Genomic DNA, 19679 nt, shown 5'->3' with positions numbered 1-19679 from the left:
CTAGAGATCAAACAAAGGGGAAAAAACATATGAAGAATTTAGTCATACTTGGTGGTGGGTATGGTGGTATGCGCATGTTACAAAGATTGCTGCCTAATCAGCTTCCTGAAAACGTGAGCATCACACTAATCGACCGCAATCCTTATCACTGCTTAAAAACCGAATATTATGCACTAGCAGCAGGTACTATTCCTGATCAGCACATCCGTGTTGCATTTCCAGAACACCCTCGCTTAAAGAACGTATACGGAGAAGTACTTTCCATTGATATGGAGAACAAACAAGTCATTATCGAGAACCAAGAGCCCGTTGCTTACGACGATTTAGTTATCGGCCTTGGATGTGAAGATAAATATCACAATATTCCTGGTGCTGATACACACACATATAGCATCCAAACCATCGATAAATCACGTCGCACTTATTCAGCTTTGAATAATTTGGGCGCTGGTGCAACCGTATCAATCGTTGGCGGAGGCCTTAGCGGTGTCGAGTTAGCCAGTGAATTAATTGAAAGTCGTTCTGATTTGAACGTAAAGCTTTTCGACCGTGGACCACATATTCTATCTGCTTTCCCAGAAAGACTAAGTACGTTTGTCGAATCATGGTTTGATAAACATACCATCGAAATCGTTCATCATTCTAATATCACTAAAGTTGAACCTAACCTGCTTTATAATGGGGATGAAGCGGTTCATAGTGATGTTATTGTCTGGACAGCCGGCATACAACCAAGCAAGATCATTCGTGACATGGATATCGAAAAAGACCGTCAAGGAAGAGCCGTTCTTACACCACAGCATTTCCTTCCTACCAATGACAGCATTTTTGTAGTCGGCGACTGCGCTAGTTTGCCACATGCACCGAGTGCTCAATTAGCGGAATCTCAAGCCGAACAGATTGTTCAAGTTCTCTTGAAAAAATGGGCCAATGAACCACTTCCTGAAAGTTTCCCTCCCGTAAAATTAAAAGGGACATTAGGTTCTCTTGGGAAGAAACAAGGTTTTGGACTTGTCGCTAACCGTCCTATCACAGGAAGAGTGGCACGCCTAATGAAATCCGGGATACTTTGGATGTATAAATACCATAACGGTTAATCTAAAATTTCATGAACCTATTCTTGAACTGACTCAAAAAGCTGCTATAAAGCTTCCTCCTGGGTCAGTTTTTTCATTTCCCTTTATATCCGTAGTTCTCCATTAATTCCACAATTTTTTTCAGGTGAACGTTCCCTTCGGCCACAATCTCATCTTCAATGAGGACAAGTGGATAAAATAAATCTTCTTCGACCATCTTCGCCGCCATGTTTTTTTGCCTATCAACATCAGGCGGATTCAACATATCAATATAAGTAATGGAAAATGGTTGCTCTGGAAACTTTCGTGTCAATGCGGCTTGAAGCCATTCATATGTATCTTTCGAAGAGGGAAGATTAACACAACTCGCACATATTTGCGTCGCCCCATATACCTCTATTTCAATTTTTTTCTTTATCATCTGTTACCTCCACCATGTATTTTCTCTGTGATTTTTGGAATCTTTTCCCTATTAATGACAGATTCGAAAAGAATAGATTTAATTTCCGCAAAGTTACAGTTGGATTTTTTACTATGTTCGCATTATAATATGATTAGGAAAGGAGTCGATTGCAATGTCTGACCAACAAATGGAAACACAAGTTCAAGATGTTCTAGATAAACTTCGTCCGTTTCTACTTCGTGATGGCGGTGACTGTGAACTAGTTGACGTAGAAGATGGAATTGTAAAATTACGATTACTAGGAGCATGCGGAAGCTGCCCAAGTTCGACCATTACTCTAAAAGCTGGGATTGAGCGCGCACTTCTTGAAGAAGTTCCCGGGGTAGTGGAAGTTGAGCAAGTTTTCTAATTAGCCTTTAATAACGGGTTGAGCATTCAACCATATTAGATACAACACATACAGACTAAATATATTTAGTCTGCTATAGAAATAAAGCTGACTCCGCTTTATCAGTCCTATCAATCCTTGATTGATACGGCTTAAAGGGAATCAGCTTTTTTACTGTTGCAATGAACATCTATGATTTATTAAAGCTCCATTCCTTCTTCTCTTCCTCTGATAGGATCGCCGTCTGGCTTCCATCATTGTCGACCCTCAGCTCTTTCACCTGAAAGTCAGGAAATGCTTCCTTCAAACTTCTTAGCAGTTGTGCTGTTTTTTCGCCAGACACTAGGCTGAGGACGGTCGGACCTGCTCCACTTAGAGAGGCACCATAGCCGCCTTCCCGACGTACAATTTCTTCGATTTCCGCTAAATGCGGCACTAAGCCAGCGCGAAAGGGTTGGTGAAACCGATCGTTCTGCATCATTTGACCGACAAGATTCCAGTTATTCGTCAAGATTCCCGCAAGTAGCACATTAGCTGCCGCACTTCCGCTTATTGCTTCTTTATACGGAAGTGTTTCGGGAAGGACATTCCTTGAATCCTCTGTAAGCAATTCAAAGTTAGGAATCACGGCAATGACATTTACCCCTTCTATCGGAAATGAAAGAACATCCGTTTTTTCATCCGTATGCATACCGACGACCAAACCACCATGAACAGATGCCCCTGCATTGTCCGGGTGTCCCTCAAAAGTAGAGGCATGTCTGTTTTTTTCCTCAGCGGATAAGTTCAGTTTAGCGACTAGATTCGCTAATTCAATCCCGGCTACGATGGCTGAAGCACTGCTTCCAAGTCCCCTGGCAAGCGGGATTTCACTAGAAACGGAAATCCGGCACGGTGACAGGTCTTTCCCATAATATGCCGCCGTTTTCTTTGCGATTTGAATGATGTAATTCGTGTCATCTTTCGGGAAAACGGACATTTCCTCAGAAAGCGGAATGACTTCCCAATGATTCGATAGGGATCCGTGTATCTCCAAGTACAATCCAAGGGCAAGACCGATTGAATCGAACCCGGGCCCAAGATTAGCCGTACTTGCTGGCACACGGATCAAAAACATCTCCGATTCCGCACTCATGCCTGGTTCACACCTTGTAAATGTTCTAAAATGATTTTTTCATCCATTGGTAGTAATGTCGGATGAATCGTGCTTGTATCGACAGCCACGTTCGGATCCTTCAATCCATTTCCAGTAAGGACAGCCACAACTTTGCTTCCTTTTTTGATTTCGCCGCTTTTTAATTGTTTATACACGCCGGCAATGGAAGCACATGATGCCGGTTCAGCAAATACGCCTTCCTTTTTAGCCAGGAAGTGATAGGCTTCAAGGATTTCCTCATCCGTTACCTCATCAATTTTACCATTTGATTCGCTTGCCGCTTCCACAGCAAACTTCCAGCTGGCAGGATTACCAATTCGTATCGCGGTTGCGATCGTTTCAGGGTTTTCAATGACCGCATCACGGACAATCGCTGCTGCCCCTTCGGCTTCGAACCCTCTCATTTCAGGTAGCCCTGTCTGTTTTCCTTCATTGTACTCCTTAAACCCTTTCCAGTACGCGGTGATATTCCCCGCATTCCCGACTGGCAATGCCAAAATATCAGGCGCAGATCCAAGCGCATCACAAATTTCGAACGCAGCCGTCTTCTGGCCTTCAATCCGATATGGGTTAACTGAGTTTACTAGAGTGATAGGTGAATGTTCGCTAAGGGACCGGACGATCTTTAAAGCTTGGTCGAAATTGCCTTCAATCGAAATGATCTCTGCTCCATACATAACCGCTTGAGCCAATTTACCCATGGCAATCTTTCCTTCTGGAATGACAACAATGCAACGGATATTGGCACGCGCCGCATAAGCAGCAGCCGCAGCTGATGTATTCCCCGTGGATGCACAGATGATCGTATCACTTCCAGCCTCGATCGCTTTGGCAACGGCCATGACCATTCCACGGTCCTTAAATGATCCCGTTGGATTGGCTCCTTCGTATTTTACATGGAGCTCAATTCCCCACTCTTCTGATAAACGGTCCAATTTAATCAAAGGTGTATTTCCTTCTAAAAGGGATAATGCCGGTGTATCTTCATTTACAGGTAAAAATTCTCTATATTCGCTAATTAGTCCTTGCCAACTCATTTGTTGTCCTCTCCTTCTACACGGTATGTGCTTTTCACTTCTTTTACCATATTGTAATCATTCAATTCGTATTTAATTTGATCGAAAGCCGCCATTGGGGCTTTATGGGTAACCAATACAATTTCCGAGGACTCTTTTTCATCCAGCGGCAATTGTAGGATCTTATCGAAACCGACCCCATGCTCCGCGAATAAATTCGTGATCCTAGCTAGGACACCCACTTCATCCTGTACATGGAGTCGAATGAAGAACTTAGCCAGAATCTCCGTATGATCTTTTAATTGTTTCGGGTATTGAGGAGAAACGGCACTTCTCCCGTTCACGCCCAATCTCATATTCTTGATGACCGTTACCATATCCGAAACGACAGCCGTTGCTGTTGGCAGGCTACCTGCCCCAGGGCCGTAAAACATCGTTTCCCCCACTGCTTCACCATAAACGTACACTGCATTATACTCATTGTTTACAGAAGCTAGTGGATGTTCCTCCGGAAGCAAAGTCGGCTGCACGCTAACTTCGACCCTATCCCCCGTTCTAGTCGCTACGCCAATCAGCTTCATGGTATAGCCAAGCTTTTGGCTGTATCTCAGATCCTCTTCGGTTATTTCTGTGATTCCCTGCACTTCGACATCATGCAAGCCGATATTCATGGAAAAACCGAGAGTCGATAGGATGGCCATTTTCCGTGCGGCATCCAGTCCACCTACATCCGCGGTCGGATCGGACTCGGCAAAACCCAGTTCCTGAGCTTCTTTCAGCACGTCTTCATAAGCCCTTCCTTCTTTGCTCATCTTCGTTAGGATGAAATTTGTCGTTCCATTAACGATTCCCATCATTTTTGTGATCCGGTCCGAAGATAGCCCATCAACTAAACCGCGCAATATCGGGATGCCCCCGGCCACGCTTGCTTCATAGAATAAATCACATTGGTTTTCCGTGGCTAACTCCAAAAGTTCCGGACCATACAGGGCCATCAGGTCCTTATTGGCCGTTACGATATTTTTTTTATTTTTCAAGGCTTTGATTAAGTATTCACGCGTTTCTTCAATTCCGCCCATCACTTCAATAACTAAATCGATTTCAGGGTTTGAAAGAATATCCTCCGGATTGGAAGTTAGCATACTGTTATCCACCGATACGAGTCGTTCCTTTGACGTATCTTTGACCAGTATCTTCTTAATGGTGATTGAGCAACCTACTTGGTGCATGAGCTTGTCTTGATGTCTCTCAATGATTTGTACGACTCCGGACCCGACAGTGCCCAGCCCCAATAATCCGATCGAGATGGCTTTCATTTTGGTTCCCCCTTAAAGTATCTGTTTTCCCCAAGAAAACATTTGTATTTGCATAGTAGACATTATATGTTTTATTCGTTCAATTATCAATAGTTAGAATATACAGTTTTCAATTCTTTTTCGAAGTCCTTGCTAGGTATGACAGGAAAAACCGACGTTTAAGGGCGAACCTCGTATTTATTTCACAGAGTTCAACGAATCATACGTCCCCATGATTATGTGCGGATTCTTCTCGGGATCCATCCACTTCAGCAAGCTAAGGACATTCTTCTCGGAAGTAGCTGTACAACCCGCTGTTGGCTTGTTTTCCCCTCTCCATATATGAAGGAAGATTGCACTGCCCTTTCCCTTGATGATCGGATTCCTATTATAATTGATGACGGCTCCATATTTATAAAGTTCATGGTTCATCCTTTCGAAAGATTTCCATTTCTCATACGGATTCTTTCCTTTATACGTGACCCACTTGTTATAGTCCTTGGACGCCGGATCATCGATCCAATAATCATACTTGGTTGTTTTCCGGTAATCCATCTTCACTTTATCTGGCTTGGATGTGCTTCCAAAGGCCGTTCCGAAAGAATACATCCCGACAGGTGCTTTCCCGTCGCCCTCTTTCTTATTCTTCGTGAATCCATTCTTCCCGGTAACGCCCTTCATATCGCCTAAGGCTCGCCGCCATTCACCCTTCTTCTTCTCATAGGTTCGGATTGTCACCTTCATCCCACCCATGGTTTTGCCTGTGGCGGCTACGAGTTGGCTGATATCTTTCCGCTTATCCAATTTCTTGAGGATGGTCTTCTCGCCTGAGCTAAATACTTCCCTGGCATTTTTCATGGCAATATAACCAGTATGGTTGGAATGGCAAACCTTATACCAATTACCCGTCTTCCCAATAACCGATAACTCTTTATTTTTCCGATATGTCTCTACTGTTTTACTGTCCTTCGATGCCGACTCTTTCAAATCCGTTGTCGTTTTAAGTACAATTTTGAACTGCGTCGCATCACAGCTGGTTTTGATTGTTGTCTTGGCAGAAACCGCAGCTGGAAAAACGAATAGGACAATCAATAAAGCCAGCATTGTACGTTTCATTGCATGCATCCTTTCTCCACTTGAACAAGTTTCGAAACCACTTATCGAACTATTCTAAAAAATCATATTATTATCATAACATAGTAAATGAGGTGGTATCATATTTCTTCCAGTTTTTTTTAAATCCAATCAATCTTCGGAAGGTTAAAATGGTTAACTGGAATTTCGGCCAAATCGTAAAACTGCTTGAGAAACGTCTCATACTTCTCCGATGTATTCGTGATGGAGGACAGCTTATCTTCCAATTCATTCGATCTTGCTTCTGATACTTTTGAGAAATACTCTTCAACTGCCTCAAAGTAATGAATGGGAAACAGCATTCTTGAATACAGTAAGCGTGCCGAGAAACTGGAGAATGGTTCAATGCCTTGATATTCACGAAAAAAGGTGGTGATGCCCCGTTGATGCGTATGCACATTTTGAAAATAATGCTCCCTCACCCATTCCGCGGCATCCCGTGTCCCATGGTCAAATACCCAATCAAACGGATTCTTCATCCACTTATTGTTCTTCCAGGTATCATTTAAAAACCGCTCATAACACACTGTACCGCTGTCTATAGGTTGTGGTGTATCATCGATTTCCGTGTCGACTAAATATTGAATCGCATTCTCACCTAGTACCATATAATAGGGAAAGGTTTCTACAAACATTTTTTCGAATGGGTTATCCGGATGGGCTTTTAATTTGTCCCTCCAAATGTTCTCCAGCTGATCGATTCTTTGCTCCCAAAGTTCTTTCCATTGGCCAATCCGTGAACAGGATCGAATCGTCTCCGTTATGGCTCTTCCACGTTGGTGGAACCTTGCTATGTGACGTCCCGGATTGAAATTTTTCGGCCCTTCCAAGTCCTCATTGGCAAGGAGGATAAATAATTGGTCCTCAGCTTCCGAAACAAAACTGCCGTGATTGGCAAGGACGAACGCTGAAACATGACGATCTCCTAGGGCAATCATGTGCTCAGCCATTCTATGGCGCTCTGCCAATTCCTCTTGTTCCCTGTCTTCTAATGGAACGATGCTGTAAATGAAAGGCCCGGAACGAAAGCTAGGAAACCGGCTATTGGCTTCCTCCCGCTCCACCTCGATTCCGTAATTATTAAAAATGATTTCTTCTATCATAGCGTTTTCCTCCCTTTTCAAATGGATACAAACAAATTGGGCATCATATACTTATATATATGAGGAATACGCTCTTTTCTGAATAACTATCGATACCGAAAATTCACGCATGAAAAATTTTTCCTATAAATATGGAGATTGGATGATGAAATGACTAATATAAAACAATCAATGTCTGAACAAACAGCGCGAAAATGGCTTGGTGAACGAGGAGTGAAAGTGGAGGATATCGCAGAGCTGGTCATGTATCTACAATCAAGCTACCATGAAGACTTGCAAATGGCAGACTGCCTCCACAATGTTGAACGGGTCATTTCGAAACGCGAAGTGCAGAATGCGATCCTTACCGGCATCCAACTGGATATGTTAGCCGAAAAAAAACTGCTTGAAGAACCCCTTCAAAGCATCATTGAGATCGACGAAGGACTATATGGCGTGGATGAAATATTGGCTTTATCCATAGTCAATGTATACGGGTCGATTGGCTTCACCAATTATGGATTTATCGACAAGCAAAAACCGGGTATTCTAAAATATTTAAACGATAAAAGCACCGGCAAGGTCCATACCTTCTTGGATGATATCGTCGGTGCCATAGCCGCTGCTGCATCCAGCCGGCTCGCACATAGGGTCGAAAACGTGGAATGACGCCATAATGGAAAGCGGGGAGCACGTAGGTTAAAACAAAAAAGATCCAGGTCTGCATCTGCAAACCTGGATCCTTTTTTACTCAAACTGCCATAAATCGAGGGTATCCACCACATAAGTCGGTTGTTTTTCGTATTCCTTTAACCGTTCCTTTGTCGTGACGCCCGTATGTACAAGTAAGGTATCAATCCCTGCATTAAGCCCTGCCAAAATATCCGTATCGTAATTATCGCCGACCATGATTGTCTGTTCTTTAGGCACACCTAATACCCTAAGGGCCTGCTCAACGATGACAGATTCCGGTTTACCGATGAAAATCGGCTGAACTTGCGTAGAAACGGAAACGACAGAAGTCAACGCCCCGTTCCCTGGTAAAAGACCCTGTTCGGTAGGAATGGCGATGTCGCCATTCGTCGAAATGAAAACGGCTCCATTTCTGACAGCAAGGCATGCTTTGGATAACTTTTCATAATTCACGCCACGATCAATGCCCATGACCAGGAAATCAGGATGTTCATCAACAAGTTTCATACCCTTTTCTCTCAACGCCTCGGTAATGCCTTCTTCACCCACGACATAGACGGACGCATTTTCCTTTTGTTCAGCAATGTAGTTTGCCGTCGCCATGCTTGTCGTGAATACCTGGGCATCGTCAGTCGCAATTCCGATACTGCGCAGCTTTTGGGCCACTTGCTCAGGTGTCCTGGATGAATTATTGGTCACGAATAAATAAGGGATGTCCCTTTTTCTTAACTCATTTATAAAACCGGCCGCTTCCGCTATTTGCTCGGTGCCACGGTACATTGTGCCATCTAAGTCAATTAAATATCCTTTATACGCCTTCATGCACATTCCCCCTATTTAACCAAATTAGTTTTTGAATGCTGAAACTGGGCCCAATTCGTTTAATAAATAGTTCCTTATTAACTCAGGGAATTGCTTGAATGCTTCAATGTTTTCCTTGAAAACGGTTAGGAGCACTGTATGATCCACTTCAATGAAGTCCTGAACGAGCATCTTTCTTAATGGCAATGCCTTTTTAAATTGTAAGGAAATCGGTTCGGTAATGACCTTTTCGTCTAGCAGGATATCGACAATATCTTCATAGCTGCCTGGGTCACGCATAATGAAACCATCGATCATGGCATTCCCCGCATCCAAAACGGAATCAATGGAGGTTTGAATGATCCTCTCGACACTATGTTCCATAAGTTTCCCGTTCCAGCTTTCCTGTCCTTCAAAAAGCTCCAATTGTTTTTCCAGATACTCTAAAATCCGTCCGATTTTTTGTCGGTCTACAAAGTACATACTCCCAGATCCTTTCTGATTCTTAAGATGATATAGAAATTTTATCTACAGTTGAAGGTCTAGCGTAGTAATACCCCTGCGCCAAATCAACCCTATTCCTTGATAATACCATAGCTTCTCCTATACTCTCAATTCCTTCTGCCACGACAACGGATCCTGTCTCCTTGGCAATCAGTAAAAGTCCTTTTAACATCGTTTCTTTCACGGCATTATGATCGATATTCTCGATGACCGATCGATCGATTTTTATAATCTCCGGCATGATTTCTATGATCGCGTAGAGACTTGAGTATCCTACTCCCGTATCATCCACTGCTAGACGGAACCCCAATTCACGTAACCCTCTAATGCTTTCAATGAATTCTTCTATATTTAGAATCGGGTCTCTTTCGGTAATTTCCATGACGATCTGATTAGCATACACACCTTTGTATTTCTTGAGCATATCCTTTACTTCATTTACGAACCGGGGATCACTGAGCGTTACCGGGGTGAAATTGATAAACACATTCTGAGGGGACTCATTCTCGGAAATCTGTCTGAAGGACTTTTCCAAAACGATTTTCTCCAAATCATATAACCGCCCCGTCTGCCTGGCCACTGCGAAAAGCGCCAATGGGTTCTCGAGCTCTGTACCACGCGGGCCACGGGTCAGCACTTCATATGCCTTGATTTGATTGGTCGCCACATCAAAAATGGGTTGTGCCAGTAAGTTAATATTCCCATTCTCGATAATTTGATTAATCGATTCCCGCATTTCATTCATCGGTGATTCAGCTTCTGCCATGGTGACCGCTTGCCTATGCGCTTTATCAAGGGCTCCCTCAATCGAATAATGCTTATGCTCCACGAACATGTATCCTGTGTTTAAAGTGACCGGTTGTTCAGGGTTAACACTAAGCAACCTTTCTTTCACTTCCCTGGAAATGGAACGGATTAATTCATCCATATAGATCAATGATTTCGACGACCCTTTTATGTTCATTAAGAGAGTAATGCCGTCTGAATAATAGTCATGTATCGTCAATAGGTTTTCTTCCCGTACTTTATCTATTACAACCTTTTTAAATGCCTGTTTCAAACTGGTAATGAACTGGGGAAGTTCTTCGTGCTGGCCCTTTTCTTTAAGTTCGAGTAATTCTTTTACGTTAAAAACTATGACTGCCACTTCATAATCATGGGAAATAGCCGCTTCCACCGCCCGAACCACTGGCTTTCTTAGGGCGAACTGTGGCGGGTAGAACCGAAGTTTGGCTGATGAGGAAAATACCTTGAACCATTTTCCTAGTAATATATACCCTTTACCCTTTAACGATGTCATAGAATCTTCCTCTATTCCGGGTTATTTTTCCTATATTCTAACATAAATAGGGATTTTTTTAGCTTAAAACAGAAAAAATTTGTCGTTTTATCAGAAACTTCATACTAAATACTCATTTCTTGAAGAAACGGCAACTTGGCAGGCGACAAAAATGTCTGTTTCCCTATGGCAGCCGTTTTGTTATGATGATGGTACTACCAATTGCAGGCAAGGGGAAAGGTGTGATACTGTGGAAGATCGTTTTTATTTATACAATGATTTAGTTGATACGAAAACCAGGTTCATTAGTTTTATGGGAGAGGAATCCAGATATGATTTTGCCATTACGATGACCGACCGTTTTTATGGAAAAAAACTTGTGCTGAATATGCAGAGCAATCGTTTTGCCATTATCGGGCCGGATGATTTGGAAGAGGAAGGCTATCTTGAACATGCATTTTCACTGACAGAAGCGGAAGCGGAGGAACTTACCCACTTTTTAATGGAAATCATCTAAGTGCGCCGTTTTTTCTTAAAAGAGGGTAACCTACTGAATGTATGGAGTACATGAGGAGGGATTGCCTTGGATAAAAAAGAGGAAACATACCACGATTTTTCAACCGTGCAAAAACAACAGGACTTTCTAATTCCAGAAGAGTTTCCAGAGGGACCGTTCGGATCGCCCATAAATCAGGATGCTCCCGTTGAGAATAAAACCACGCCGTGGCTGGAAGGACAACGTTATCAGAGTGCATTCAATTATGAAAATAAATCGCTTCATGAAAACCTACAGCGGAAGTATCCCGGTGCTCATCCTACCCATGATGACCCGGAAAAACATATTCAACCTCCATATAAAGGATACGGAAACTCGTGATCGAGAGAAATGAAAAAGGCCAGAATCCATTCTGGCTCTTTTTACTTTTTGATTTTCTTTACGACGAAATACGGGCAACCAAAATTACAGTATTCATATAGATATTCACTGAGCGTGCTAATTTTCGTGTCAAAGGTGGCTTTCTGATTAGTGTCGTCGAAAAAACCGCGGAGTCTCAATTGACCGTAACCCCAATCCCCGACAATATAATCATACTTCGTTAATATCTCACTGTATCTTGCCTTAAATGCTTCTTCATTATAGCCTTCTCTTTCGTCTTCAATGATTTCATACGTCAGGTTATTGATGTTGATCATACGTTTCACCTCTTTAAAATGCATTCCTTCTTTAAATTATAACTGATTCCCCATTAATTACTAAGCGAAAAATCAAGAAATATGTTCACCCTATTAGACAAGGGGGTGTTTCCGTTGAAAAAAATGATCCTAACGGTAGGTTTAAGCTCAATTATTGCTCTAACGGGCTGCTCGGGCAATCAAGATCAAAGCAACGGTTTGATGAATAATGACAGGGGTGCAGGTGACCCACAAAATGTAAATAACCCGTCGAAGTATTATGACGAGGATAATCGTAATCAAGACACCAATCGTGACGATTTCGGCTTTACCCGTACGAATAAAACGACCGTTGATGGAAGAAACATCGACAATAAAACGGCCTCCATCGATCGCGAACAGCTAGCTGATATGATTTCAACACTAAGCGTTCAGCTACCAAATGTCAATGACGTCGCTACACTCGTCACGGATGAGGAAGTACTAGTCGTTTATGATACGGATTCAAAAAACCGGACTGAAACGGCTGACCAGGTGAAACGTACTGCCATGGGCGTCGTACCCCGTTACTATCATGTATATGTAAGTGACGACCAAACACACGCACAGGATATCGAGAACTTCGCCACACTGGGTTCTGGCAGTCAAGGAATGGATTATACAATTGAACAAACCATCAAAAATATGCTCAAGTCCCCTCAAGGCTACAAGATGAGTAATGTAGAAAATGAAAATGGCGAAATGATGAATGACAAAAGAGATCGTCATGATAACATTCGTCAAAAGACCATGGATTAACTAGCATGAACCTAAGAAAGGACCGAATAAGAATCGGTCCTTTCCTTTTTATTTCAGTAACTCTTCACCTTTACTATGTTTATGCTTGGCCGCAGCATTCACCTGTTCATCTGCATGGTAGGAAGAACGGACGAGCGGACCGGATTCACAATGGCTGAACCCCTTTTCCAATGCCCTTTCCTTTAATTCCGCAAACTCTTCCGGTGTATAGTATTTCAACACCCTTAAATGCTTTTTCGTCGGTTGTAAATATTGGCCGATCGTCATGATATCCACATGATGTGCTCTAAGGTCATCCATGGTTTCAAGGATTTCTTCACGCGTCTCCCCTAGCCCTACCATTAAACTGGATTTTGTCGGTATTTCCGGCTGTAATTCTTTTGCCCTTTTTAATAGCTCCAATGATCGCTCATATTTCGCTTTAGCCCGTACTTTATCGGAAAGGCTTCTTACCGTCTCGATATTATGGTTCAGGATATCAGGCTTAGCATCCATCAACATCTTAATATTGTCGTATTCGCCACCCATGTCAGAAGGTAAGACTTCAATGGATGTAAACGGATTCTTACGCCGGATAGCCCGGACTGTTTCAGCAAAAACAGCGGCGCCCCCATCCTTTAAATCATCACGGGCCACGGCCGTAATCACCACATGCTTTAGATTCATTAACACGACGGAATCCGCTACACGTTCAGGTTCGGCCCAATCCAATTCATTGGGAAGGCCTGTCTGGACTGCACAAAACCGGCAAGCCCTCGTGCAAATTTCACCTAAAATCATGAATGTGGCTGTCCGTCTAACCGCCCAGCATTCATGGATATTCGGACATTTTGCCTCTTCACAAACGGTATGAAGATTTTTTTCCCTCATCATATTTTTCAGACCCATATAATTTTCATTTGTATTTAATTTAATTTTCAGCCAGTCTGGTTTACGAAGAATTTCTTTATTAGTAGTAGACAAGAAAGTCACTCCATTCTGAGAAATTATGACACCCTACTTTAACAATAATAACGCAAATATACAAGTTATAGGAGGTTTACCATTATTTATTTTTCATGTTTAAAGCTAAATCAGTAAAACTATAGAAGAAGCAGAAAGAAAAGCATTTAGGCTCGATGTCCAGCTACACGAAAGGATGAATACGAATTGTCTACGAAAGGAGCTGCCTCTTTGAAAAAGGGATTACTTTTCTTCATCGCCTGTTTGTTTTGTTTGAATACCCATATACCATCAGTATCGGCAGCCGAAACCCCGGATCCCTATCAAGGGAGGATGGAACTATATAAAAACATGGAGGCCACCTTGCAGATTCCTTGGTATTACCTTGCAGGAGCCGACCAATACGAACATAGCCTGCGACTTTCCCGGAACGATTTGGAACCGGCCAAGGGCCTGATAGGGATCCACATGGAGCCTTCGAGGTGGAGAGGGGCCCTCAATCCTAACCTCACCGACTCAAACCCGCTTTCCATCTCTTTCTTCGATGGATTGGGGCAGGATGGCAACGGGGACGGAAAAGCGGAACTGGAAAACGACACCGACCGTTTATATGCCTTTGCCAAGCATCTCCTGTATTACGGCACAGATGAAGATAATATCCGGATTGGACTATTTGATTATTATAAAAGGGACAAGACAGTCAGCATCATCATTGGCCACGCCCATATCTATAAAAAGTATGGCAGGCTAGATTTACAGGAAAAAGCCTTCCCTGTACCCGTACGGACTCATTATACGTATTTAAATACATGGGGGAGTGCTCGAGGATGGGGAGGCCGAAGGATTCATGAAGGAACGGATATATTCGCGGACTATAGCCTTCCCGTCCGTTCTACGTGTTATGGGATCATTGAAATGAAGGGGTGGAATAAATATGGAGGGTGGCGGATTGGCATACGTGACCTAAACAATACGTACCATTACTTCGCCCATTTAAGCGGTTTTTCTGAAGGTTTGAAGGTGGGACAAATCGTCGAGCCTGGTCAGGTCATCGGCGGTGTGGGCAGTACGGGTTACGGACCGCCCGGGACATCCGGAAAATTCCCGCCTCATCTCCATTATGGGATGTATAAAGATAATGGAATCACCGAGTGGAGTTTTGATCCCTATCCTTATTTGAAAATGTGGGAACGAAAGGATTTAGCAAAAAAAACAAGATGAGCGGCGTTGGGTTCCTCCGCTGCTTTTTGTTATATAACGAACATAAACCCCCGAACTTTATGCATAAGTATTAGTAAAGGGGGCTAAAGTGTGTTTCGAAAAAGATTCCGCCCAAAAAAGTTCCGCAAAAAAGGACCTCTTCCTACCAGAAAGGTTTTTCTTTATTCATTCATCCTTTTTATCCTATCAAGCATCCTGACGCTTCGTTACGTTGATAAGGAAATTGAACCGGTCATCATGAAAGTGGCAGAAAATGAAATCAAGCGGATTGCAACCGAGACCATTCACGAAGCTGTTGATGACAATATCTCTAAAGTCGATATGGAAAAGATCATCGTCACCAACAAAAATGACGATGCCAACCCCTCCTACAGCTTTAACCCTGGGATCTATAATGAATTACGTTCCAACATCACAAAGGATATTCAAAATAATCTCGGAATTAAAAAGGGAAATCCCTTCAACAAAAAGGAACCAGCCAAACTTAATGATGAACAATATAAAACAGTGGTGTATTATGTCCCCTTAGGGGTGGTAACCGGAAATAGCCTTCTTTCCAATTATGGACCCAAGATTCCCGTGAAAATGTCCGTCATCGGGAATGTCCAGTCGGATTTAAAAACCAAACTCACAAACGCCGGCATCAATAATGTGTATTACGAAATGGCCGTCGATTTCAATGTCAATATCCAGATTGTCATCCCCTCATTCACAAAAGAAACCAAAGTCAGCCAGGAAGTGAAGGTTGGCAGCATTTTGATGCAGGGGGATGTCCCAAGTTATTATAGCAACGGAAGCGGCACGGTCGCTCCTGCCATCATGAAGGACGAGAAGGAAGATAAGAAGTAAAAAACAGCTTGCCCTTTATAAGGTTAAGCTGTTTTCTTGTATATTCAGGCACTCCTTTATCAGCAAATGGAGGTCTGTCCGTAAATCCACCTCATATGGATGCACTACTTTATTGTTAGGTTCCTCAAGGATACGTACAACGGGTCGATCCCCTATTCCCTCGTTTTGGGAAGAGACGATTCCTTTTCTCCCATCATTCAGTTCCACAGTTAATCCGTTAGGATAAATGGCCACCGCCCGGCGAAAAGCCTCGATTATCTGTTTGTCGAACTTTTTCCCTGCACCTGCATATAAGATTTCCAAGCCCTCATGGGGAAGCATCGCCTTGCGGTAAACGCGATTAGATGTAACCGCATCGAATACATCGGCGACCGCAATGATTTTACCGTAATAATGAATTTCGTCCCCCTTGACCCCACGGGGATATCCAGACCCATCCAGCCTTTCATGGTGTTGATAGGCGCAATTCGCGACGATGAGTGAAACCGTATATACGTTTTTAATTAAATGAAATCCATACTCGGGATGCTTTTGAATTTGCTCAAACTCTTCCTCGGTTAGCTTACCCGGCTTTCTCAAGATATCCACTGGTACAAGCATCTTGCCGACATCGTGTAGAATGGCGCCCAGCCCAAGAACTTCTAACTGTTTTTTTCTAGCCTCAATTCCATACCTAAAGCAAGTGTGTATAGCGTCACATTAAAGGAATGAGTAAAAATATAATCATCATATGTATAGACGTCAGCCAGTAAAGTCAGCAATTCGTTGCTGTTTTTCAACTCTTCCATGATACTTCGTACGAGATGGGTGAATTTCAACGCGGCCTTCTCGATGGTAAATGCACTATTCACCTTGACGCCATTTTTGATTTCAAGAAAAGTGGCTTCTATCGTTTGAAGGGCCTCTCGCCTTAGTTCCCCAGAAATCGGTGGCTTTGGCATGATGTCATCCGTTCTAGAATCTTGAATATAAACAAAGGGAATATTAAGGGCAACCAATCGATTGATCATTTTTTGTGTCAATGTTAGCCCCTCGCTCAAAAGGATGGTGCCCTGCTCATTATAGATGTTCATACCGAGCCGCTCTCCCGGATTAAGCGACGCTGTAATGGATAGCCTCATACTAATACTCCGTTTCAGATTCAAAATTTTAAATAGTTCCTTTTAGGAAATATCGGCTATATTTGTGGAAATTCAACCTGAAACCTATTTATTTTTTTCAATTAAAAATAAGGCTCCCTCTATTTAAAGGAAAGCCTTTATAATTAAATCATTTTCATTAATGCCTTCCTTCCAATCATTCCCCGGTAAATGCCCTTTTCTTCAGCCTCCCACGTAACGGTTTCGAGAGGTGCATCCAGTAACTCTTCTATCGTTTTAACGCCTATAGCCCTTCCTGCAAGGATTTTCCGGTCCTTTAACGTTTCATTCAAAAGACCGACGTCTAATGCTCCGCACATGATATATCCCTTTTCGGATGCTACGGCAAGCAGATTGGTTTTGGGCAGTTGGACGGAGATGGCTAAGAATGTTTTGCTATCGATCATTATTGGCATCATGTTAATCAATTGGTTTCGCCCCCTCTTTCTCATATATTATGAAAAAGAGGGAGGAACCGTGATATATACCTAGTTGTCGGGATACATTTTTTTCAACTTCCATAAAAGGATATCACGTAAAAATTCTGGCATTAAGTACTCCTTTTGTTTGGAGCGCTGAATGCTTGGGAAGAAGTGCCCGAACGTAAACATATCTGGTAGGGCCAGTTTATAAGTTTGATCCGGTTGAATCTTTGTACCTTTCACGCTGATTTCTTTAATGATTCCGTTTTTCGTCCGTTTAAATTCTAATTGATCATAGTGCATGACTCCCATGATCTTTCCTCGGAATCCGAAGCCCTTCACCTGGATATGGGGCCACTCCTCATTTCGGGAAAGCATGAGGATTTCCTTCAATTCCCGGCCATTCACTTCAACGATGCACGGATTGATCGGATGGGGACATATTTGGTGAATATCCCCTTTGGAGACGGGACCTTGTGGCAAGCCTTCCAATAACAGCCCAGCATTCACAAAGGAACAGTCCGCTTCGCTCCACTCTCGTAACGCTTCACCTAGAATCTTCGTAAGCGGCGACACTTTAAACCAATCATTCTCCAAAGGTTCAGGTAAGGATAGGACAACTTGTTTGAGAGCATCCCTCCCGACTTGGTTCATCTCTTCAATCCAGCTCCGCTCGCCCTTCAATTCGGGAAGGTCGTTGGTATCGTAGAGCATGGCCGTCTTCTTGATTACTTCTTTTTTGTCATTAAGGGTCAATTCCACTTGACCAATATAAAACCCATATTTTCCCGCGCCACAAAGTAATGCTTGGTTGACGAGTTTTCCTTGGTGAAGAATATGATGGGTGTGAGCACCAAGAATGATATCTATTTCCGGAAAGTCTTCTGCCATTCTTTCGTCATCATGTATGCCCAGATGAGAAAGAACGATCACTACATCCGCCATTTCCTTGATCTTTTCTATCTGTTTTTGTAACTCCGCAAATGGATCGGCAATATGCCAATCCAATGCACGATAAAACTTTTGGAAAAAGGCGGTCAGCCCGATCATGCCAAGCTTTGTACCTTTTTTCGTGGTATGTATCCAGTAAGGAAGCGCCCATTGGGGCCTAGTATCGTTCAGGTAATAGATATTCGCTGCCAATACCTTGAAATGAGCTTTATTATACAAAGTATCCAACGCTTCATGAGGCAATGTAATGCCTTCGTTATTGCCGATCGTTACATATTGATAACCCGCTTCGTTCAGAAGGTCAATATTCCCCTTACCCATCGTACCTTCTGAGAATGGGTGCCAGCGGTCGACATGGTCTCCTATATCTAGTATGACCGCTTCCTCTCCCGTTTCTTGATGAAGTTGTCTTCTTTCTTTAAGAAACTTATCAATACGAGGCCAATTTTCAAAATGACTGTGAAAATCATTGGTGTGATATAGATGTATGATTTCTGACATCATTTTTCCCCCTCGTTATCCTGTTATACCTTGGTAAATAAGACGTAGCCCAATAATGATCAGAACCAATTTCAGCATGTTCTCAAGTGCTGAGCTGTTCAGGCGTGTATTCACAAAAGCTCCAAGTTTCGCACCAAGCCAAGCCCCTGGAATCAAGGCAATCACATATGGCCAATGAACATTCCCCAGAGAGATATGCGTGATGGAATTCGTAATGGAAGACAAAAATACCATGAACATCGATGTCGCCACAGCCACATGGGGCGGGAAGAAAAATACCAGCATCATGACCGGGACCATGAGCGATCCTCCGCCAATGCCAAATAACCCGGAACTGATCCCCACGACAAATGAGATGGATATGGCCGCCAAGGGCTGATATCCATAAGTGGATGCCTGTCCATTTTTGTTTATATAAGTCTTGGTGATTTTTCCGGTCCCCGGTTTGAAGGTGATCGGTCGCAATCTATCTTTCACCAATAAGACGATGGCCATCACTATCATAAAAAGGCCGAAGTACAGCGAAAATGCATCCACATTGAGAACTTTGTTCACATAAGCTCCGATGATCCCCCCTGGGGCGCTTCCAGCAAAGAAAATGAAACCGGCCTTATAATCCACCACTTTATGCTTCATATAAGATAAAGTGGAGGCCAATCCAGTGAAAATCATGATGACTGTTGAAACACCGACCGCTACTTGTGGCGTCAAGGCGCCCATCACCTCTGTGGAGCTACCTAGAAATAAGAGCGAAGGCACTATGATGATTCCGCCCCCTAATCCTACAAGGGCCCCGATTGTACCTGCCAATAAACCCACACTAATTAATAATACCCATATCATGAAGAAATCCGCC

The 19679-nt window shown here is 43.0% G+C and carries 24 protein-coding genes; 8 read left to right on the top strand and 16 right to left on the bottom strand.

Features of this window, described 5'->3' with window-relative positions; translation table 11 throughout:
• The first annotated feature begins 29 nt into the window (after positions 1–29).
• Positions 30–1097, top strand: a complete 1068-nt coding sequence (locus ACQKL6_RS02025; protein ID WP_402871012.1) for an NAD(P)/FAD-dependent oxidoreductase — start codon at positions 30–32, stop codon at positions 1095–1097.
• 73 nt (positions 1098–1170) lie between these two features.
• Here ACQKL6_RS02025 and ACQKL6_RS02020 read toward each other — a convergent pair whose 3' ends face one another.
• Complete coding sequence (locus ACQKL6_RS02020) at positions 1171–1497, bottom strand: YuzD family protein (RefSeq protein ID WP_402954337.1); 327 nt, start codon at positions 1495–1497, stop codon at positions 1171–1173.
• 154 nt (positions 1498–1651) lie between these two features.
• Here ACQKL6_RS02020 and ACQKL6_RS02015 point away from each other — a divergent pair, with 154 nt between their 5' ends.
• Positions 1652–1888 carry a NifU family protein gene (locus ACQKL6_RS02015; RefSeq protein ID WP_402871006.1) on the top strand — a complete coding sequence of 79 codons (237 nt, stop codon included), beginning with the start codon at positions 1652–1654 and terminating at the stop codon, positions 1886–1888.
• A gap of 169 nt (positions 1889–2057) precedes the next feature.
• Here the strand turns inward: ACQKL6_RS02015 and thrB are convergent, their stop codons facing one another.
• The 5 genes from thrB to yutH all read right to left on the bottom strand — a co-directional run bounded on the left by thrB (position 2058) and on the right by yutH (position 7571).
• Complete coding sequence (gene thrB / locus ACQKL6_RS02010; RefSeq protein WP_427650443.1) at positions 2058–3002, bottom strand: homoserine kinase; 945 nt, start codon at positions 3000–3002, stop codon at positions 2058–2060.
• Positions 2999–4060, bottom strand: coding sequence for a threonine synthase (gene thrC, locus ACQKL6_RS02005; protein WP_402871001.1), 1062 nt, complete (start codon positions 4058–4060; stop codon positions 2999–3001). Before thrC ends, thrB begins: the two co-directional genes overlap by 4 nt.
• Positions 4057–5355 (bottom strand): homoserine dehydrogenase, encoded by a 1299-nt coding sequence (locus tag ACQKL6_RS02000; protein WP_402871000.1) that lies wholly within the window; start codon positions 5353–5355, stop codon positions 4057–4059. The genes thrC and ACQKL6_RS02000 overlap by 4 nt, the downstream gene beginning before the upstream one ends.
• A 177-nt stretch (positions 5356–5532) precedes the next feature.
• A complete protein-coding gene (locus tag ACQKL6_RS01995) occupies positions 5533–6450 on the bottom strand; it encodes an SH3 domain-containing protein (protein WP_427650441.1) in 918 nt (305 codons plus the stop codon).
• Between the two features lie 119 nt (positions 6451–6569).
• Positions 6570–7571: a spore coat putative kinase YutH gene (gene yutH, locus ACQKL6_RS01990; RefSeq protein ID WP_402990005.1), complete on the bottom strand. Its 1002-nt coding sequence runs from the start codon at positions 7569–7571 to the stop codon at positions 6570–6572.
• Positions 7572–7721: 150 nt separating this feature from the next.
• Here yutH and ACQKL6_RS01985 point away from each other — a divergent pair, with 150 nt between their 5' ends.
• Positions 7722–8219: a phosphatidylglycerophosphatase A family protein gene (locus ACQKL6_RS01985; RefSeq protein WP_402870991.1), complete on the top strand. Its 498-nt coding sequence runs from the start codon at positions 7722–7724 to the stop codon at positions 8217–8219.
• 78 nt (positions 8220–8297) lie between these two features.
• Here ACQKL6_RS01985 and ACQKL6_RS01980 read toward each other — a convergent pair whose 3' ends face one another.
• The 3 genes from ACQKL6_RS01980 to ACQKL6_RS01970 are packed head-to-tail and all read right to left on the bottom strand — an operon-like array spanning position 8298 to position 10848.
• Complete coding sequence (locus ACQKL6_RS01980) at positions 8298–9065, bottom strand: TIGR01457 family HAD-type hydrolase (protein WP_402954349.1); 768 nt, start codon at positions 9063–9065, stop codon at positions 8298–8300.
• A gap of 24 nt (positions 9066–9089) precedes the next feature.
• Positions 9090–9527, bottom strand: a complete 438-nt coding sequence (locus ACQKL6_RS01975; RefSeq protein ID WP_402870987.1) for a DUF86 domain-containing protein — start codon at positions 9525–9527, stop codon at positions 9090–9092.
• A gap of 22 nt (positions 9528–9549) precedes the next feature.
• Positions 9550–10848, bottom strand: a complete 1299-nt coding sequence (locus ACQKL6_RS01970) for an EAL domain-containing protein (RefSeq protein ID WP_427650438.1) — start codon at positions 10846–10848, stop codon at positions 9550–9552.
• Positions 10849–11077: 229 nt separating this feature from the next.
• On the opposite strand from ACQKL6_RS01970, the gene ACQKL6_RS01965 reads away from it, so the two are divergent.
• Together ACQKL6_RS01965 and ACQKL6_RS01960 are read left to right on the top strand one after the other, a co-directional pair.
• The gene (locus tag ACQKL6_RS01965; protein ID WP_402871339.1) at positions 11078–11344 is read left to right on the top strand and encodes a DUF3055 domain-containing protein; all 267 of its coding nucleotides are present in this window, start codon (positions 11078–11080) and stop codon (positions 11342–11344) included.
• 66 nt (positions 11345–11410) lie between these two features.
• Positions 11411–11704 (top strand): cytosolic protein, encoded by a 294-nt coding sequence (locus ACQKL6_RS01960; RefSeq protein WP_402870984.1) that lies wholly within the window; start codon positions 11411–11413, stop codon positions 11702–11704.
• A 41-nt stretch (positions 11705–11745) separates the two neighbouring features.
• Here ACQKL6_RS01960 and ACQKL6_RS01955 read toward each other — a convergent pair whose 3' ends face one another.
• Complete coding sequence (locus tag ACQKL6_RS01955) at positions 11746–12021, bottom strand: YutD family protein (RefSeq protein WP_230159383.1); 276 nt, start codon at positions 12019–12021, stop codon at positions 11746–11748.
• A 123-nt stretch (positions 12022–12144) separates the two neighbouring features.
• On the opposite strand from ACQKL6_RS01955, the gene ACQKL6_RS01950 reads away from it, so the two are divergent.
• Positions 12145–12798, top strand: a complete 654-nt coding sequence (locus tag ACQKL6_RS01950; protein WP_402871337.1) for a YhcN/YlaJ family sporulation lipoprotein — start codon at positions 12145–12147, stop codon at positions 12796–12798.
• Between the two features lie 48 nt (positions 12799–12846).
• Here the strand turns inward: ACQKL6_RS01950 and lipA are convergent, their stop codons facing one another.
• A complete protein-coding gene (gene lipA / locus ACQKL6_RS01945; protein ID WP_402870983.1) occupies positions 12847–13761 on the bottom strand; it encodes a lipoyl synthase in 915 nt (304 codons plus the stop codon).
• Between the two features lie 234 nt (positions 13762–13995).
• On the opposite strand from lipA, the gene ACQKL6_RS01940 reads away from it, so the two are divergent.
• Together ACQKL6_RS01940 and yunB are read left to right on the top strand one after the other, a co-directional pair.
• A complete protein-coding gene (locus ACQKL6_RS01940) occupies positions 13996–14961 on the top strand; it encodes a M23 family metallopeptidase (protein ID WP_402955114.1) in 966 nt (321 codons plus the stop codon).
• 90 nt (positions 14962–15051) lie between these two features.
• The gene (gene yunB, locus ACQKL6_RS01935; RefSeq protein ID WP_402954355.1) at positions 15052–15810 is read left to right on the top strand and encodes a sporulation protein YunB; all 759 of its coding nucleotides are present in this window, start codon (positions 15052–15054) and stop codon (positions 15808–15810) included.
• A 15-nt stretch (positions 15811–15825) separates the two neighbouring features.
• Here the strand turns inward: yunB and ACQKL6_RS01930 are convergent, their stop codons facing one another.
• The 5 genes from ACQKL6_RS01930 to ACQKL6_RS01910 form a co-directional block, all read right to left on the bottom strand.
• A complete protein-coding gene (locus tag ACQKL6_RS01930) occupies positions 15826–16410 on the bottom strand; it encodes an HD-GYP domain-containing protein (RefSeq protein WP_427650436.1) in 585 nt (194 codons plus the stop codon).
• 41 nt (positions 16411–16451) lie between these two features.
• Positions 16452–16931: a hypothetical protein gene (locus ACQKL6_RS01925; RefSeq protein ID WP_427650435.1), complete on the bottom strand. Its 480-nt coding sequence runs from the start codon at positions 16929–16931 to the stop codon at positions 16452–16454.
• 143 nt (positions 16932–17074) lie between these two features.
• Positions 17075–17377 (bottom strand): YunC family protein, encoded by a 303-nt coding sequence (locus ACQKL6_RS01920; protein WP_402870974.1) that lies wholly within the window; start codon positions 17375–17377, stop codon positions 17075–17077.
• A 60-nt stretch (positions 17378–17437) separates the two neighbouring features.
• On the bottom strand, positions 17438–18823 hold the full coding sequence (locus ACQKL6_RS01915) for a bifunctional metallophosphatase/5'-nucleotidase (RefSeq protein WP_427650433.1): 1386 nt from the start codon (positions 18821–18823) through the stop codon (positions 17438–17440).
• Positions 18824–18838: 15 nt separating this feature from the next.
• On the bottom strand, positions 18839–19666 hold the full coding sequence (locus tag ACQKL6_RS01910; RefSeq protein WP_427650431.1) for a sulfite exporter TauE/SafE family protein: 828 nt from the start codon (positions 19664–19666) through the stop codon (positions 18839–18841).
• Between the last annotated feature and the right edge of the window lie 13 nt (positions 19667–19679).

It is taken from the genome of Peribacillus sp. NPDC097197 (assembly GCF_050278025.1).
Taxonomy (GTDB): domain Bacteria; phylum Bacillota; class Bacilli; order Bacillales; family DSM-1321; genus Peribacillus.
Note: the sequence above shows the minus strand (reverse complement) of the source record. Positions and strands in the feature narration are given on the sequence as shown.